Source organism: Paraburkholderia sp. 22098 (assembly GCF_052045935.1).
GTDB classification, from domain to species: domain Bacteria; phylum Pseudomonadota; class Gammaproteobacteria; order Burkholderiales; family Burkholderiaceae; genus Paraburkholderia; species Paraburkholderia caledonica.
The window spans coordinates 157,428-173,157 of sequence record NZ_JBQEPV010000012.1 but is presented as its reverse complement, the minus strand read 5'-3'; the positions used below and the strand labels follow the sequence as shown (position 1 = coordinate 173,157).

At 61.0% G+C, this 15,730-nt stretch carries 11 protein-coding genes; 8 read left to right on the top strand and 3 right to left on the bottom strand.

The annotated features are described in order from the left end of the window. Nucleotides 1–55 precede the first annotated feature (55 nt). Entirely contained in the window at nucleotides 56–931 is an 876-nt protein-coding gene (locus ACTJLB_RS24265) for a LysR family transcriptional regulator (protein ID WP_020066472.1), read from the bottom strand. A gap of 173 nt (nucleotides 932–1,104) precedes the next feature. Between ACTJLB_RS24265 and ACTJLB_RS24260 the strand changes: the two genes are divergently transcribed. The 6 genes from ACTJLB_RS24260 to ACTJLB_RS24235 all read left to right on the top strand — a co-directional run bounded on the left by ACTJLB_RS24260 (nucleotide 1,105) and on the right by ACTJLB_RS24235 (nucleotide 10,044). Beyond that, complete coding sequence (locus ACTJLB_RS24260; RefSeq protein WP_020066471.1) at nucleotides 1,105–1,539, top strand: VOC family protein; 435 nt, start codon at nucleotides 1,105–1,107, stop codon at nucleotides 1,537–1,539. Nucleotides 1,540–1,752: 213 nt separating this feature from the next. Then, entirely contained in the window at nucleotides 1,753–4,941 is a 3,189-nt protein-coding gene (locus ACTJLB_RS24255) for an efflux RND transporter permease subunit (RefSeq protein ID WP_440784708.1), read from the top strand. A 92-nt stretch (nucleotides 4,942–5,033) separates the two neighbouring features. Further along, the gene (locus tag ACTJLB_RS24250) at nucleotides 5,034–6,257 is read left to right on the top strand and encodes an efflux RND transporter periplasmic adaptor subunit (RefSeq protein ID WP_310351330.1); all 1,224 of its coding nucleotides are present in this window, start codon (nucleotides 5,034–5,036) and stop codon (nucleotides 6,255–6,257) included. A 68-nt stretch (nucleotides 6,258–6,325) separates the two neighbouring features. Then, the gene (locus ACTJLB_RS24245; RefSeq protein WP_440784739.1) at nucleotides 6,326–7,792 is read left to right on the top strand and encodes an efflux transporter outer membrane subunit; all 1,467 of its coding nucleotides are present in this window, start codon (nucleotides 6,326–6,328) and stop codon (nucleotides 7,790–7,792) included. A gap of 63 nt (nucleotides 7,793–7,855) precedes the next feature. Continuing rightward, complete coding sequence (locus ACTJLB_RS24240; RefSeq protein ID WP_020066467.1) at nucleotides 7,856–8,542, top strand: heavy metal response regulator transcription factor; 687 nt, start codon at nucleotides 7,856–7,858, stop codon at nucleotides 8,540–8,542. Then, entirely contained in the window at nucleotides 8,539–10,044 is a 1,506-nt protein-coding gene (locus ACTJLB_RS24235) for a heavy metal sensor histidine kinase (protein WP_440784707.1), read from the top strand. The genes ACTJLB_RS24240 and ACTJLB_RS24235 overlap by 4 nt, the downstream gene beginning before the upstream one ends. A gap of 57 nt (nucleotides 10,045–10,101) precedes the next feature. Here ACTJLB_RS24235 and dinB read toward each other — a convergent pair whose 3' ends face one another. Further along, nucleotides 10,102–11,247, bottom strand: a complete 1,146-nt coding sequence (gene dinB / locus ACTJLB_RS24230) for a DNA polymerase IV (protein WP_310066382.1) — start codon at nucleotides 11,245–11,247, stop codon at nucleotides 10,102–10,104. A gap of 332 nt (nucleotides 11,248–11,579) precedes the next feature. After that, nucleotides 11,580–12,809: a hypothetical protein gene (locus tag ACTJLB_RS24225; protein ID WP_440784705.1), complete on the bottom strand. Its 1,230-nt coding sequence runs from the start codon at nucleotides 12,807–12,809 to the stop codon at nucleotides 11,580–11,582. A 375-nt stretch (nucleotides 12,810–13,184) separates the two neighbouring features. Here ACTJLB_RS24225 and ACTJLB_RS24220 point away from each other — a divergent pair, with 375 nt between their 5' ends. Next, nucleotides 13,185–14,243, top strand: coding sequence for a patatin-like phospholipase family protein (locus ACTJLB_RS24220; RefSeq protein ID WP_440784704.1), 1,059 nt, complete (start codon nucleotides 13,185–13,187; stop codon nucleotides 14,241–14,243). Next, nucleotides 14,240–15,727 carry a GntP family permease gene (locus ACTJLB_RS24215; protein WP_440784703.1) on the top strand — a complete coding sequence of 496 codons (1,488 nt, stop codon included), beginning with the start codon at nucleotides 14,240–14,242 and terminating at the stop codon, nucleotides 15,725–15,727. The genes ACTJLB_RS24220 and ACTJLB_RS24215 overlap by 4 nt, the downstream gene beginning before the upstream one ends. Nucleotides 15,728–15,730 lie beyond the last annotated feature (3 nt).

Here is a 15,730-nt window from a genome sequence, read left to right as displayed (position 1 = left end):
TTGAACGCGCGTCGATCGGCACACTCGTGCGCAACTCTTCATCTACGCCGCGTTTTTATTGGTTCGCCGCCGTGCCGATGCACTCGGCGAGCGCACCCGCCACAGCCTGCCGGCTATGCCGCGGACGCTGTACGAGGCCGATCTCGCGGTGAAACGTAGCCTCTTCGAGCGATAGGGCGACCACGCCGGCGGGCCACTTGCCGAGGCCCGCAGTGTCAGGGATCAATGCGACGCCGATGCCGCGTGCGACCAGTTGCACGATAGCCTGCAATTCGTCGAGTTCCAGCACGTCTTGTACATTCAGCCGCGAGCGCCGCAGAAAGCGGTCGACCAGGCGCCCGCCGAACGAGGTGCGGTCGTAGCGGATAAACGGCTCGCTTTTCAACAACTCGCGCCACGATCGCTTGCCGCGCGCAAGCGCTTTCGGTACGAGCAGCACGAACGGTTCAGTGACGAGCGTGCGCCATTCCAGTTCCGATGGCAGTGCAAACGGCGGCTTGATGATGACGGCCAGATCCAGTTCGCCCGAGTCCACCTGCCCGAGCAGATTGAGCGATACGCCGGGCACGACGCGAATTCGCCAGCCTGGACGGTCCACCCTGAAGTGCGACAGTGCATCCGCGAGAAATGACACTTGCGCCGACGCAATGGCGCCTATCCGCAGCATGCCGCTCTCCGCTGCGACCGCGCCCCGTTCGGACAGACGCGCGTAGAGCGTCATCATTTCTTCGGCGAGGGCGAGCGTTTCGCGTCCCGCATCGTTAAGCGTGGCGGAGCGGCCCGTGCGATCGAACAGCGCGAAGCCAAGCTCTTCTTCGAGCCGCTGCATCTGCGCGCTAACGGCCGACTGCGTGAGCCCGATGCGAGCCCCCGCGCCGGAAAAGGTGCCGTACTGGCTCACGGCAATGAAAGTCTTGAGTTCGGAAAGCATGCTTCGATTGATCGATTCTGATGTTAGTCAGATCAAATATATATCGTTTTTCACCAATTTTAATTGTGGTTAAGCTAATGGTGACTTAGGCAACTCGCTCAGGCAACTCGCTCAGGCACGTTGCCGTCGAAATCATCAACCGTAATACCCACTCAACCAGCGAGCCTCACATCATGAGCGTTGCCGACACCGTTTTGCCGCCGTTTCACCTGGCGTTTCCTGTTCATAGTCTCGCCGCTGCGCGCGAGTTTTATGGCGAGTTGCTCGGCTGCCCCGAAGGACGCAGTTCCGAGCAATGGGTCGATTTCAATTTTTACGGGCATCAGATAGTCGCGCATCTGGCGCCCGAAGAAACTGGCCACCGCCAGACCAGCAAGGTGGACGGCGACGCCGTGCCGGTGCGCCACTTCGGCGCCGTGCTTTCAATGGAGCAATGGCAGGCCGCCGCGGACAAGCTGCAGAAAGCGGGCATCGACTTCATCATTGAGCCGCATGTGCGTTTCAAGGGCGAGGTCGGCGAACAGGCGACCATGTTCTTTCTCGATCCGTCGGGCAACGCGCTCGAATTCAAGGCGTTCGCCGACATGTCGTCGCTGTTCGCGAAGTGAAGGTATGAAAAAAAGCGTAGGCTGACTGAAATATGACGGCGGCCGGCCCTAACGGACGGCCGTCCGTCCTTGGCTTTTCCTTACGATTAGCTTCCTGACATTCTCGCCATTTTCGCGTCATGCAGGTGTTGGTGCTAGCGATCTAGCATAAGCGCCAGTTCCCCATCCTTACCTGCTCCCGGCAGTCACCTGCACTTTACTCAGGCGCGTTTCATGTGGATTGTCAACGTTGCGCTTAAGCGGCCGTACACGTTCATCGTGATGGCCATTCTGATCGTGCTGGCGACGCCTTTCGTGCTGTTCACCACGCCGGTCGACGTGCTCCCGGAAATCAACATTCCGGTGGTCAGCATCATCTGGACATACAACGGCTTGTCCGCCGAGGACATGGCCCACCGGATCGCCTCGGTCAACGAACGCAGTTTGACCACCACCGTCAACGACATCGAGCATATCGAGTCGCAATCGCTCGCGGGTATCACGATCCTGAAGGTGTTTCTGCAGCCGACCGCGAACATACAGACCGCGATTGCGCAGACGGTGGCCGTTGAACAGGCGCAGCTCAAGCAGATGCCGCCGGGCGCCACGCCGCCGCTGGTGATCAGTTATTCGGCCTCCAGCATTCCGGTGATTCAACTGGGCCTGTCGAGCACCAGGCTCTCCGAGCAACAGCTCAACGATACCGCGCTGAACTTCCTGCGGCCGCAACTGGTGACGATCCCCGGCGCGGCCGTGCCGTATCCGTATGGCGGCAAATCGCGGCTGATCTCCGTTGACCTCAATACACGCGCGTTGCTCTCCAAAGGTCTAACGCCGCTGGACGTGGTCAGCGCGTTCAACGCGCAAAACCTGATTCTGCCCACCGGCACGGCGAAGATCGGACCGAAGGAATACACGATCAACATGAACGGCTCGCCGGCCACGCTCGAAGGGCTCAACGATATTCCGGTGCGCACGGTCAACGGCGCGACGACCTATCTGCGCGAAGTCGCTCACGTGCGCGACGGTTTTTCGCCGCAAACCAACATCGTTCGTGAGAACGGCCATCGCGGCGTGTTGATGTCGGTGCTAAAAAACGGCAGTGCGTCGACGCTCTCGATCGTCAACACGCTGCACGGCTTGCTGCCCGCTGCGCGCGCGGCGCTTCCACCGGATCTGAAGATCACCGCGCTGTTCGACCAGTCCGTGTTCGTGAAGGCGGCAGTGCAGGGCGTAGTCCGCGAGGCGGTGGTAGCCGCGGCGCTGACCGCCGCGATGATTCTGCTTTTTCTCGGCAACTGGCGCAGCACCTGCATCATCGCAATTTCGATTCCGTTGTCGATCCTGTCGTCGCTGATCGCCTTGCATGCGCTCGGGCAGACCATCAACATCATGACGCTCGGCGGCCTCGCGCTCGCGGTGGGTATCCTCGTCGACGATGCGACCGTAACGATCGAGAACATCGAACGGCATCTGCATATGGGCACCAACCTGCATGATGCGATTCTGGAAGGCGCAGGCGAAATCGCCATTCCGGCACTCGTCTCGACGCTATGTATCTGCATCGTCTTCGTGCCCATGTTCTTTCTGACAGGCGTGGCGCGCTACCTGTTCGTGCCGCTCGCCGAAGCGGTGGTCTTCGCGATGCTTGCGTCGTACGTTCTGTCGCGCACACTCGTGCCCACGCTGGCCATGCTGCTGATGGGCCACGCGCACAAGCCGAAGGCCGATACGAAGCCGAGTTTGTTCGCACGTCTTTATCGGCGCTTCGATAACGGCTTCGAGCGCATGCGGGCTGCCTACATTGTGATTCTCAGCAGTCTGCTCGTGCGCCGTGCCAGCTTCGGCAGCATTTTTCTCGGCTTTTGCGTGGTGTCGATGGGGCTCGCATTCGTGCTGGGCGAAGACTTCTTCCCGAGTGTCGACGCGGGCAATATCCGCTTGCACATGCGCGCGCCGACGGGCACACGGATCGAGGAAACCGCGCGTCTTGCCGACGAAGTCGAAAAGGTGATCCGCGAAGTCGTGCCCGAGAAAGAACTCGGCACGATCCTCGACAACCTTGGGTTGCCGTACAGCGGTATCAACCTTTCATACAGCAATGCGGGGACGATCGGCACGCTCGACGGCGAGATACAGATCGCGTTGAAAGAAGGTCACGAGCCGACGCAGCTCTATGTTGACAAGCTGCGCGCCATGCTGCCGCAACGTTTTCCGGGCGTGGAATTTTTCTTCCAGCCGGCGGACATCGTCACCCAGATTCTCAACTTCGGGCTTCCGGCGGCCGTGGACATACAGATCGCCGGCGCGGATCAACAGGGCAACTTCGACGTCGCACGCAAGCTGCTCAAACAGGTGCGCATGATTCCAGGCACTGTCGACACGCACATCCAGCAGAAACTCGACGAGCCCGCCATCAACCTGCAAATGGACCGAACCCGTTTGCAGCAACTCAATCTGACGGCCAGCAATGTCGCGCAAAACGTGCTGATTTCTCTATCGGGAAGTTCGCAGACGTCGCCGGGCTTCTGGTACAACGACCGCAACGGGGTCGAGTACAACGTTGCAGTGCAAACGCCGCAGTACAGCATTTCCTCGATCGACGACCTGTTGCGCACGCCAGTGTCGGCCTCCGCAACGGGGCCGACGCAATTGCTCGGCAACCTTGTGCGCGTGCAGCCGCAAAACCAGTTTGCGGTAGTCACACACTACAACATCAGGCCGGTCATCGACCTTTACGTGAGCGTCGATAAACGCGACCTGGGCAGCGTCGCGGCTCAGGTCGACAAGCTCGTCGAACAGGCGCGCGCGTCACTGCCGCGCGGCAGTCAGATCACCGTGCGCGGCCAGGTACAGACGATGCGCAGTTCCTATTTCGGGCTCGGCCTCGGCGTGGCGATGGCGATCGTGCTCGTGTACCTGCTGATCGTCGTGAATTTTCAGTCGTGGGTCGATCCTCTCATTATCGTGAGCGCTTTGCCTGCGGCTCTCGCCGGCATTGTTTGGATGCTGTTCCTGACCGGCACGCATCTGAGCGTGCCGGCGCTCACGGGCGCGATCATGACGATGGGCGTCGCTACGGCCAACAGTATTCTGATGGTTGCGTTCGCGCGTCAGCGGCTTTCCGCCGGCGCGCCACCGCTGACCGCGGCGCTCGAAGCGGGAGCGAGCCGCATCCGCCCGGTGCTGATGACCGCGTTCGCAATGATCATCGGCATGATTCCGATGGCGCTCGGTCTCGGCGAAGGCGCCGAGCAGAACGCGCCGCTCGGCCGCGCGGTGATCGGCGGATTGCTGTTTGCGACCGTGTCCACGCTGTTTTTCGTGCCGCTGGTGTTCGCTGGCATTCATACGCGCCTCGCGCGTCGCCATCGCAACGATCACGAAGAGAGTGGCAACGGCGACGCCGGACAACCGGCCTGAATTCGAACAGGCACGAACAGACACATTGCCGAAACGTGAAGAAAACGGCTACCCAGGCTAACGGAGCTAGCTAACCGAGATGGCTAACTGAGATGACCGAAAAAACTCATGCATCGCTGGCGATTCCGTCGCGAGAGACCGAAAGCGGCCATGCACTGCCGCCGCGCAATCGCGAATGGAAGCGCGCGAAGATTGCCATCTGGATCGTGCTGGCATTGCTCGCATTGGGAGCCTTGCGCACCGTAATTGCAAACCTCATGCAAAACCGCACCGTCGAGCAAACGACGAAGCAGAACGCCACGCAATACGTGACCGTGACGAGCCCAACGCGGGCCGAGGGCGGTGGCAGCACCACATTGCCGGGCACATTGCGCGGCAGTGTCGAATCGCCGATCTTTGCGCGCTCGACCGGCTATCTGCTGCGCTGGTACGCCGACATCGGTACGCGCGTCAAGCAGGGGCAGTTGCTCGCCGAACTCGATACGCCGGAAATCGATCAGGAACTCGCGCAGGCACTCGCGCAGCGCCAGCAAACCAGTTCGAGTCTTGCGCTTGCGAAAAGCTCGCTCGAACGCTGGCAACAATTGCGTCAGCGTGATGCGGTCTCGCAACAGGAGCTCGACGAACGGCAGAGCACGTATACGCAGGACGTGGCGAACCTGGCCGCCGCCGACGCCAACGTGCAGCGCTTGCGCCAGCTCGAATCGTTCAAGCGGATCGTCGCGCCGTTTGCGGGCGTGGTCACGCAACGCAACGTCGACGTAGGCGATCTGATCGATGCGGGTAGCGGTACGAGCCGGGCGTTGTTCGCGCTTGCGCAGTCGGACCCGCTGCGGGTTTATGTGCAACTGCCGCAGGCGTATGCGCAGAACGTGGCGGTCGGGCAGAACGTGGTGGTCACGCAGGCCGAACTTCCCGGCCAGCAGTTTCATGGGACCGTCACGCATATCTCGGGCGCGATCGACGTGCCGACTCGCTCGCTGCAAGTCGAAGTGACATTGCCGAATCCCGATAGCAAGCTGCGCCCGGGCGCTTATGTGCAAGTGGCGCTGCCGTCGGCTGCCCGCGCGCAATGGATGGTGCCTGGTAACGCATTGCTGTTTCGCGCCGAAGGTCCGCGGGTTGCAGTCGTCGACGCGAAAGGCATTGTGCAGTTGCGCAAGATCGTGATTGCGCAGGATCTCGGACAGACGCTCGAAATAGAAAGCGGGATTGACGGAAACGACAGAGTGATCATCAACCCGAGTGATTCGATCGCGGACGGCGATCATGTCCAGATCGCGCAACCGCAGAAGAACACGAAGGGGGCGTCGTGAAACCCACGCGCGGCGGCAGGGGCGTCGTCAGGGTTGCCGCGGCGGTCGGTGCGGCTGCCAGTGCGGCCATGCTCGCCGCGTGCACGGTGGGTCCGGATTACAAGCGGCCGCAGGCAGAGGTGCCGCCCGAATGGAAGACCGATTCATACTGGCGTGTCGCGGCTCCGTCGCATGCGCCGATGGACCCTGACTGGTGGAACGTCTATCGCGACTCCACGCTCGCCACGCTGGAAACGCAGGCACTCGCACAGAATCAGACGCTCGTGGCCGCGAGCGCGCACTACGCTCAGGCGAAGGCGACGCTTGCGAATACGCGTGCGCAGCAGGTTCCCGAAGTGGACCTCGCCGCAACGGCGTCACGCTTCCGGATTTCTCGCGACAGACCGCGCACGAACTACGGCGTGCCGACCACGTCGACGGTGCAGAACAATCTGCAGATCGGTCCCACGATCAGCTACGACACCGATCTCTTTGGCCGCATACGCCGTCAGGTGGAAGGCGCGACGGCGTCCGCCGAACAATCTGCAGACGACCTCGCCAACGCGCGGCTCGTGCTCACAACCGAGGTGGCGAGCGACTACTTCTCATTGCGCGAGCTCGACACCGAAATCGACGTGTTGAACCAATCGGTCGCGCTGCAGCAGAAAGCACTCGATTATGTGAACTCCGAACATGAGCTCGGTGCCGTGTCGGGGCTCGACGTCTTGCAGCAAAAGTCGCTGCTCGACACGACACGGGTACAGGCGCAGTTGCTGCTGAACCAGCGCGCGCAATTCGAGCACGCGCTCGCGGCGCTCGTCGGCGTGCCCGCGCCTCAATTCGCAATCGAACCGAAGGTACTGAACTTCCAGGTGCCGGCGATTGCGCTCGGCGTGCCGAGCGACGTGTTGCAACGGCGGCCCGACATTGCGTCGGCGGAGCGCGCAATGGCAGCGGCCAATGCGCAGATCGGCGTTGCCAAGGCGGCGTTTTTTCCGAGCCTCACGCTGACGCCCGGCATCGGCTGGGAAAGCACGCAGTTCGCGAGCTTGCTGAGCGCGCCCACGCTGATGTGGACGCTCGGGGCGGCAGCGAGCCAGGTTCTGTTCGACGGCGGGCGGCGCGCGGCCAACGTGCAGTTCGCAAGCGAAGGTTATAAAGCGACCGAGGCCGACTATCGGCAAACGGTGCTCAACGCATTCCAGCAGGTGCAGGACGGCATTACGGGGCTCGCCGTGCTCGACGGCGCGGCGAAGCAGTCGGAGCAAGCGGTCGCGGATTCGCAACGTCTGCTTGCGCTTGCTAACGACCGTTATTCGGGCGGCCTCGTTGCGTATCTGGATGTCATCACCGCGCAGCAGTCGTTGCTCAACAGCAAGCGTCAGGACGCGCAGATTCGCGGCCAGCAGATGACGCTTTCCGTCTCGCTCGTCAAGGCGCTGGGCGGCGGCTGGGACGCGAGCACAGGACCGGCGAGCGGCGAATCAAGGGTTGGACAACAGGACGTGCAGCCGGAGGGCGCCGGGCCCGTCCAGACGCGTGCCGCTGCGCAGTGAGGCGGCATAGTGCACGGAAGCAATACGAGGCGTTTCGTATAATGCAGACACTAGGGGACGCGCATGAAATTGCTGATTGTTGAAGACGAGCACAAGGTGGTGGACTACCTGCGCTCCGGTTTGACAGAGCAGGGCTGGGTCGTGGACGTCGCGCTCGATGGTGAAGAGGGCATGCATCTGGCCACCGAGTTCGATTACGACGTGATCGTGCTCGACGTCATGCTGCCCAAACGCGACGGCTTCAGCGTGCTGAAGGCGCTGCGCATGCGCAAGTCGACGCCCGTCATCATGCTGACGGCACGCGATCATGTGAACGACCGCGTGCGCGGTCTGCGCGAAGGCGCCGACGACTATCTGACCAAGCCATTCTCATTCCTCGAACTCGTCGAGCGTTTGCACGCGTTGGCGCGCCGTACGCGCTCGCAGGAGTCCACGCTCATTTCAGTCGGCGATCTGTTCGTCGATCTGATCGGAAGGCGCGCGACGCGAGAGGGCGTGCGTCTCGATCTCACCGCGAAAGAATTCCAGTTGCTAAGCGTTTTGGCCCGCAGGCAAGGCGATATTCTGTCGAAGACCGCGATCACTGAACTCGTCTGGGATGTCAACTTCGATAGTCATACTAACGTCGTGGAAACGGCGATCAAGCGATTGCGCGCGAAGCTCGACGGCCCGTTTTCTTCCAAACTGCTGCATACCGTGCGCGGCATGGGCTATGTGCTCGAAGTGCGCGAAGAGGCGGAACAGCCATGAACCGTTCAATAGCACGGCGCCTCGCACTGATGTTCGCGCTCGTCGCGCTGTTCGTATTTACGCTCGTCGGCGCGGGGCTTTTTGCGGTGTTGCGCTCGCAACTCGAGAACCACTTGCGCGAGTCGCTCGACGACCGTGCCCAGATCGCGCGGCTCATCTGCAATCACGGGCTGACACCTGAAAAATGGCGCATGTCGCGCGAGAAGCTCACCGACATGACGCCTCATGACCGCAGCACCGTATATGCGGTAACGAGCATCGAGCCGTCCTACAACTATGGCAAGCCCATCGAGGGATCGACCGTGAAGACCTGGCCCGGCGGCTACGCGCGCGTGAGGCCGGCGGGCGGCGGTGAAGACATGCTCACCACCACGGTGTCCATTCCCGGCTATTCGACGCGGCCCCCCATGCAGTTGCAGGTTGCATCGAGCTATTCGCCGAACATTCGCACGATGCGCGTATTCGGTTTCGCGCTTGCGGCGCTGTCGGCGCTTGGCAGCCTCGCGGTGCTGCTGCTCAGTTATTCGGTGACGCGCATCGGCCTCGCACCGTTGACGCGTCTCACCCGCGACGCATCCGCCGTCAGTCCGAACAATCGCTCGCAACGGCTGAATACCACGTCGTTGCCGCATGAATTGAATGACCTCGCTAATTCTTTTAACGGCGCGCTTGAACGTCTCGACGGTGCGTACTGCCGCCTCGAATCGTTCAATGCGGACGTCGCGCACGAATTGCGTACGCCGGTCACGATCCTGATCGGGCAGACGGAAGTGGCGTTGACACGCAACCGCTCCGTGGACGATTTGCGTCATACGCTACAGTCGAATCTCGAGGAATTCGAACGCATGCGCGCGATCATCAACGACATGCTGTTCCTCGCGCGAGCCGATCAGGGCGAGCGCGCAACGGGCCTGGTGGAAGTATCGCTGGCGGCTGAAGTTGCGCACACGCTGGAGTTTCTGGAAATTCCACTTGAAGAAGCTCGCGTGCATGCGCGCTTGCATGGCGACGCCGCAGCGCATGTGAACCGCTCGCTGTTCGGTCGCGCCTGCACGAATCTGTTGATGAACGCGATCCAGCATTGCCAGCCGGGTGCGCAGATCAACGTGCGCATTGTGCGGGACGGGCAACAGGTGCGCATTGAAGTTGCAAATCCCGGAGAGCCGATCGAGCCCAGCGTGCTCGAACATCTGTTCGACCGGTTTTATCGTGCTGAAGCGTCGCGCACCAATAGCCGCGAGAACCACGGCCTGGGTCTCGCCATCGTTAAGGCGATTGCGGAGATGCATCGCGGCAGCGTGTCGGTGCAAAGCGCGAACGGCGTCAATACGTTTGCATTTTCGATTGCTGCTTCGCTTGCGGACAGCGTCACGCCGTCAGTACGTTCGAATGCGGCGAAACTGCCGGGGAATGGCGTGGGAAATGGTGCGGCGAACGCAAACACTCCACCGGCACCGGCACCGGCTTCATATTCGTCACTGGTAAAAGGAAAGTCTGCCTGAACGGGTTGCCACCGCTTCGGCGCTCCGTGTCACGCTGCATGCAACTGAACGCACGAACTAGAAATCAAGCGTGAACTGAGCCGGCTCGTCACGCGGAACCTGTCCGGCGGGTTGCAGGTTGCCGGCCTTGACTCCGAGCAGCCTGATGGATTTAACGAGCTCCACTCTTTTCAGGCAGTCGGTCGCCGCGCGACGCAACGCTTCCGCATTGGCAATGGGTTCGGGAAGCGTGATGTCGCGCGTGACTGTTTTGAAGTCGTTGAAGCGAAGCTTGATGCCGATCTTCTTCGCCAGATAGCCTTTTCTCTGCAGATCGGCTGCCACCTGTTCGCACAGACGGGTGAATGCGGCGCCCAGTTCCTGCCGATGCCGTACGGCATGAAGGTCCCGTTCGAATGTGGTCTCGCGGCTCATCGAGACCGGTTCGCTGTATGTCACCACGGGCCTCTCGTCAAGACCGTGGGACACTCTGCGAAGCCATGCACCGTAGCTTCGGCCAAAGTGCTCTATGAGCCACGACTCGTCGCGCTCAGCGATTCCGCCGATGGTCGTTATTCCCAACGACGCAAGTTTCGCGCTGGCCTTGGGGCCAATACCGTTGATCTTATTCGCGGCCATTGGCCAGATCCTGGACTGCACGTCTTCGAACTTCAGGATCGTGATGCCGTCGGGTTTTTGCATGTCGGAGCACAGCTTTGCAAGCAGCTTGTTGGGTGCGATTCCCACGGAGCACGTGAGGTTCGTTGCTTCCAACACCGCCGACTTCAGCTTGCGCGCTACTTCCTCTGAACTGCCGCTCGTGAGCGAGACGTCCGCGTACACTTCGTCGATACCGACGTCTTCTATGCTCGAAGTGACTGACCGCACTGCATCTTTGAACAATCGCGAATACGTTCGGTAGAGGTCGAAGTTCACCGGAAGGATGATCGCATCCGGCGCTAACCGGGCGGCCTTCATGGTGGGCATGCCGGAGTGAACTCCGAACGCGCGCGCTTCGTAGGTGGCGGTGGTCAAGACGCCTCTGCCTACGTAGTCGCGTAAGCGCGAAAATTCGCGTGTGCCGTCCGGGTTGGTCCGCGGCGCGTCCGTGCGACGACCGGCAACCACCATGGCCTTGCCTCGTAGTTCTGGATACTGCGACAGTTCACAAGACGCGAAGAATGCGTCCATGTCGATGTGGGCTATGCGCCGTTCATCTGGCATGCCGTGTTTGCTCGTTAGTGGCGTTCGGTGGTGCCGCCCGGGCCTAAGGGGCGCTCGTCCGCACCTTCAGAAAAGAGCGTGCGGACGAAGGTGCGTGCGTTTGACGGGTATTTTACCGGACTGTACGTTTGTACAGTATTTTTTGTCAGGGTTCGTGGAATCCGGTCTGCGGATTTGTCGGGAAGGCGGATTCGTTGGACTGATGCGTCAACCGAGTGCCGGAGGCATGGTCATGCGGCGAGACCTATCTCCAGGTTGGCCCGCCGCCTTCCGATCTACTGATGTGCGCGCCTGCAGATCCGCGCAAGTGAAGCCCGCAGCACTGCCGCGCCTCATCTGGCGGCGAATACCGACACCCCGCCGTTGACGAACCCGTTTGCCGCGCAACCTGGGCATCCCGCCGGCGATGTCGCGGAAGAGTATGGAACGAAAATGAGCCCGGTTGCCGGGTCGATTGCAACCGAATGCGCGTTATTGCCCGTGTTAAGACGGGCAACGACACTGCGACTGCCCGCGTCGACGATGGTCAACACGGGCGTGCATGGCGACGCGGCCGAGCAGGCGCCGTTCGTCGACGCATTGCCAGAAGACGTCCACCGGCTCGCCGCGTTGTAGTAGCGATTGGTGGGCGCATCATATTCAAGCTGATCGCCGCCGCCAGCGTTCAGGGACGCCGCCAGTGCACCGTTCGAACGGTTGAAGATCTGCATGAGCAACGGAGCGCCAGTCGTACCTTCGCGACACCCGACCGCAATATCGTTGCCGGGGCCCAGTGCCAGCCCTGTGGGATCGCAATTGCCTTCCGGGTACATCGCTACGCCCGCAAGCGACGTGTAGTTTTGACTGCCACCGGTCGGAATTGCTCGAATGGACGCTCCCGGCAATTTCACCAGTTCGCCATGAGGATTCGCTGTGCTGCCGTCAACGTTCACATAGAAGTTGTCGCTGGCGGCGTCGTACCGGCACGCTTCGAGGCCCGCGGTGGGCTTGCCCGAGAGATCCGTGAACGTCACCTTGGCGACGACGGTCTGCGTGGACGTGTTGATGAATGTTGCGAACGGGGGCGTCTCTTCCGGGCTGGAGATCATGAAGATGCCATGCGTGGGATCCAGACAACCTTCATCTGCGCGAACGCCCGTCGTGCTAACCGTGATTTTGTTCGTCACGGCGCCAACAGCGGGATCGACCACCTTCACAGAGTTCACGTCGCCCACGTAGATAAAGTTGCCGACAGCCGTCGCGCCGTCCGGACCCGCCTGCGAATTCGGCCCGGGGCCAAGCCCTGTGAACGCGAGAGGCCCGCTTCCCTGAATGGCTTTGACGAAGGTCTTCGACGGTATGTCGATCTGATCCAGAGATGCGTTATTCCTGTCGGTGAAATAGTATCGGCTACCCGAGACGACGCCGATGTCGAATGAGAAGTTTACGCCTGCCTTGATGTTGGGGACCGCGATGTCCGATACATGGTGCGGGCCGCTAATGCTGAGTTCGTCCCCGCCACAACCCGCAATCGCAATAGCCGCACACGCCACCAATGCATTCGCCAACAGGTGCTTCGGCATCGTACACCTCCCATCATCGTCGTTGGAGCGGACCTATCTCAACGGCGCGCCGGAAGAGATAGTAGACGTTGCTATAGCTTATGCATTCCCGTAAGCAGTTGTCCTTATCGTTTTCCCAGGTAGGCGGTACTGTGCTTAAGATTCCCATAAGGTTTGATATTTTATCTGTGCATACCTGACGCTTGAATGCCATCTGGAATCAGAAAACCATGGCTGTTTGCTATGAGTGAATATGCGCGCTATCTGGGAAAACTCGTTCTGGTTTTCAAATGTGCCAGCGCGCGCCCGCATTTGAAACGGAGCGCTTATTGGATACTTTGCAATTAGACAATTGGTCGTATAACCTTTCCCGTGCCTCGTCCATCCGGAAACACGATGACCGATCTGCACGTCGCTCCTCGCCCATCAGATCGCGACGGCCCGCTGCTCGTCGATTTCGCGCTGCAGGGCGGGGGCTCGCATGGAGCCTTCACGTGGGGCGTCCTTGACCGAATGCTCGAAGAATCCCGGTTGCAGATCGACGGTGTATCGGGTACGTCGGCGGGGGCAATGAACGCAGCGGTGCTTGTCAGCGGCTTCGAGCATGACGGCCGGGCCGGCGCGCGCAAGGCGCTCGAACACTTCTGGCGGCAAGTATCGGATGCCGCCATTTTCAGTCCCTTCCAACGTAGTGCGCTCGACAGGCTCATCGGCCGCTGGACGCTCGATCATTCCCCACTCTTTCTTGCGATGGAAACGATCTCGCGGCTCGTTTCGCCGTACGATCTCAATCCGACCTCGTTCAATCCGCTGCGCAACATTCTGGCAAAGACCATCGATTTCGACTCGGTACGCGCCTCGCGTATAAAGCTTTTTGTTACGGCGACGCATGTGCGTACCGGTCAGGGCCGCGTGTTTCGCAATGCTGATCTGAACCCGGACGTGCTTCTTGCATCGGCGTGCCTGCCGACAATGTTCAAAGCCGTGAATATCGACGGCGAAGAGTACTGGGACGGCGGCTACGCAGGCAATCCGACAATCACGCCGCTCATCCGTGAAACGGATTCGACAGATACCTTGTTAGTGCAGGTTAATCCCGTCGAACGTCCTGACGTGCCGCGTTCGGCACGCGACATCATCAGCCGGCTCAACGAGGTCGCATTCAACGCGCCCTTGCTGAAGGAGTTGCGCATGATCGCACTGCTGCACAAAGTCGCCGACCCGGGCAGCGACGAAGGCCGCCGTTGGGCAACCATGCGTATGCACCGGATCGCGAGTCCGGTCATGACGTCGCTTGGCTATTCGTCGAAACTCAATGCCGAATGGCGCTTTCTCACTATGCTGCGCGAAGAGGGGCGACGTGCTGCGCAGGTGTTTCTCGACGAACATGGCGGTGCGCTCGGCGAGCGTTCGTCACTCGACCTGGATGGGCTCCTCGAAGGAATGATCCAATGAGCGATCCCGTGTTGTCGTCCACTGCGCTGGGCCTCGGGCTCGTGGGTATGTTGGTGAGCCTCGGGTTGTTGATCTGGTTCGCATATCGCGGCTGGAGCGTACTGCTGCTCGCGCCGATTGCAGCGATGCTGGCCGCCCTGGTGTCGGGCGAGCCCGTGCTCGCGCACTGGACACAGACCTTCATGTCGAGCGCCGCGCGTTTTCTGGCGCAGTTCTTTCCATTGTTCCTGCTCGGCGCACTGTTCGGCAAGTTGATGGAAGACAGCGGTTCGGTCAATGCGATCGCGCAGTTCATGACCGACAAGCTTGGACCGCGCCGCGCAATCCTCGCCGTAGTAATCGGCGGTGCGGTTGTGACGTATGGCGGCGTGAGCCTTTTCGTCGCTTTCTTTGTGCTGGCGCCGATGGCGCAGGCGCTGTTCCGTGCGGCGAACATTCCGCGCCGCTTAATGCCCGCTGCAATCGCGCTCGGCACATCGACATTTACGATGTCAGCGCTGCCGGGCACGCCTGCGATCCAAAATGCGATACCGATGCCGTTCTTCGGCACGACACCGTTCGCGGCGCCAGGGCTTGGCGTTATCGCGAGTGTTGTAATGATTGGATTTGGCCTGTGGTGGCTTTCGCGTCAGGAGGGCGCGGCACGGCGCGCGGGTGAGGGGTTCGGCGAGGCGCCGGACGCGTCGCCGAGTGCGCGGGAATCGAGCCTGGTGCGCGAACGTGCGACTGTCTCGCAGTCGTTCGATCCGGCCGAAATCGAACGCGGCCGCGTCAGCGAGCGACTGCCGCCGATCGGCATCGCGATTGCGCCGCTCGTCGTCGTGGTGTGCGCAAACTTTGCAATGAACATCTTCGTGTTCCGACATTACGATGCGTCGTATCTCGCCGAAGCACGTTGGGGCGGGACGACGCTGTCTGCTGTAAGCGGCGTGTGGAGCGTGTCAGTGGCGCTGGCGCTCGCCGTGGTGGTGCTCATCAGCATGAACGGCTCGCGGCTTGGAACGCTGAGAGAGAGCGTCGATGCGGGCGCAAATGCTTCTGTATTGCCCATTTTGAGTGTTGGTAGTCTTGTAGGATACGGCGCGGTAATCGCGGCACTGCCGGCGTTCGAGTTGGTGCGGGCGTGGGTACTCGGCATCGGCGGCGGGCCACTGGTGTCGCTTGCCGTCGCGGCGAATCTGCTCGCGGCACTGACGGGCTCCGCGTCGGGCGGCTTGACCGTTGCACTCGATGCGCTCGGCGGCACCTATCTCCAACTGGCTGCGCAACATCACATTGATCCGGCGCTGCTGCATCGAGTCGCAGTCATGTCGTCGGGCACGCTGGATAGCCTGCCGCACAACGGCGCTGTGGTAACGCTGTTGTCGGTATGCGGTACGACGCATAAACAAAGCTATCGGGATATGTTGATGGTCGGAGTGGTTGGCGCGCTGGTGGCGCTGGCTGTGGTGATTGTGTTGGGATCGTTCGCCGGAAGTTTTTGAGTT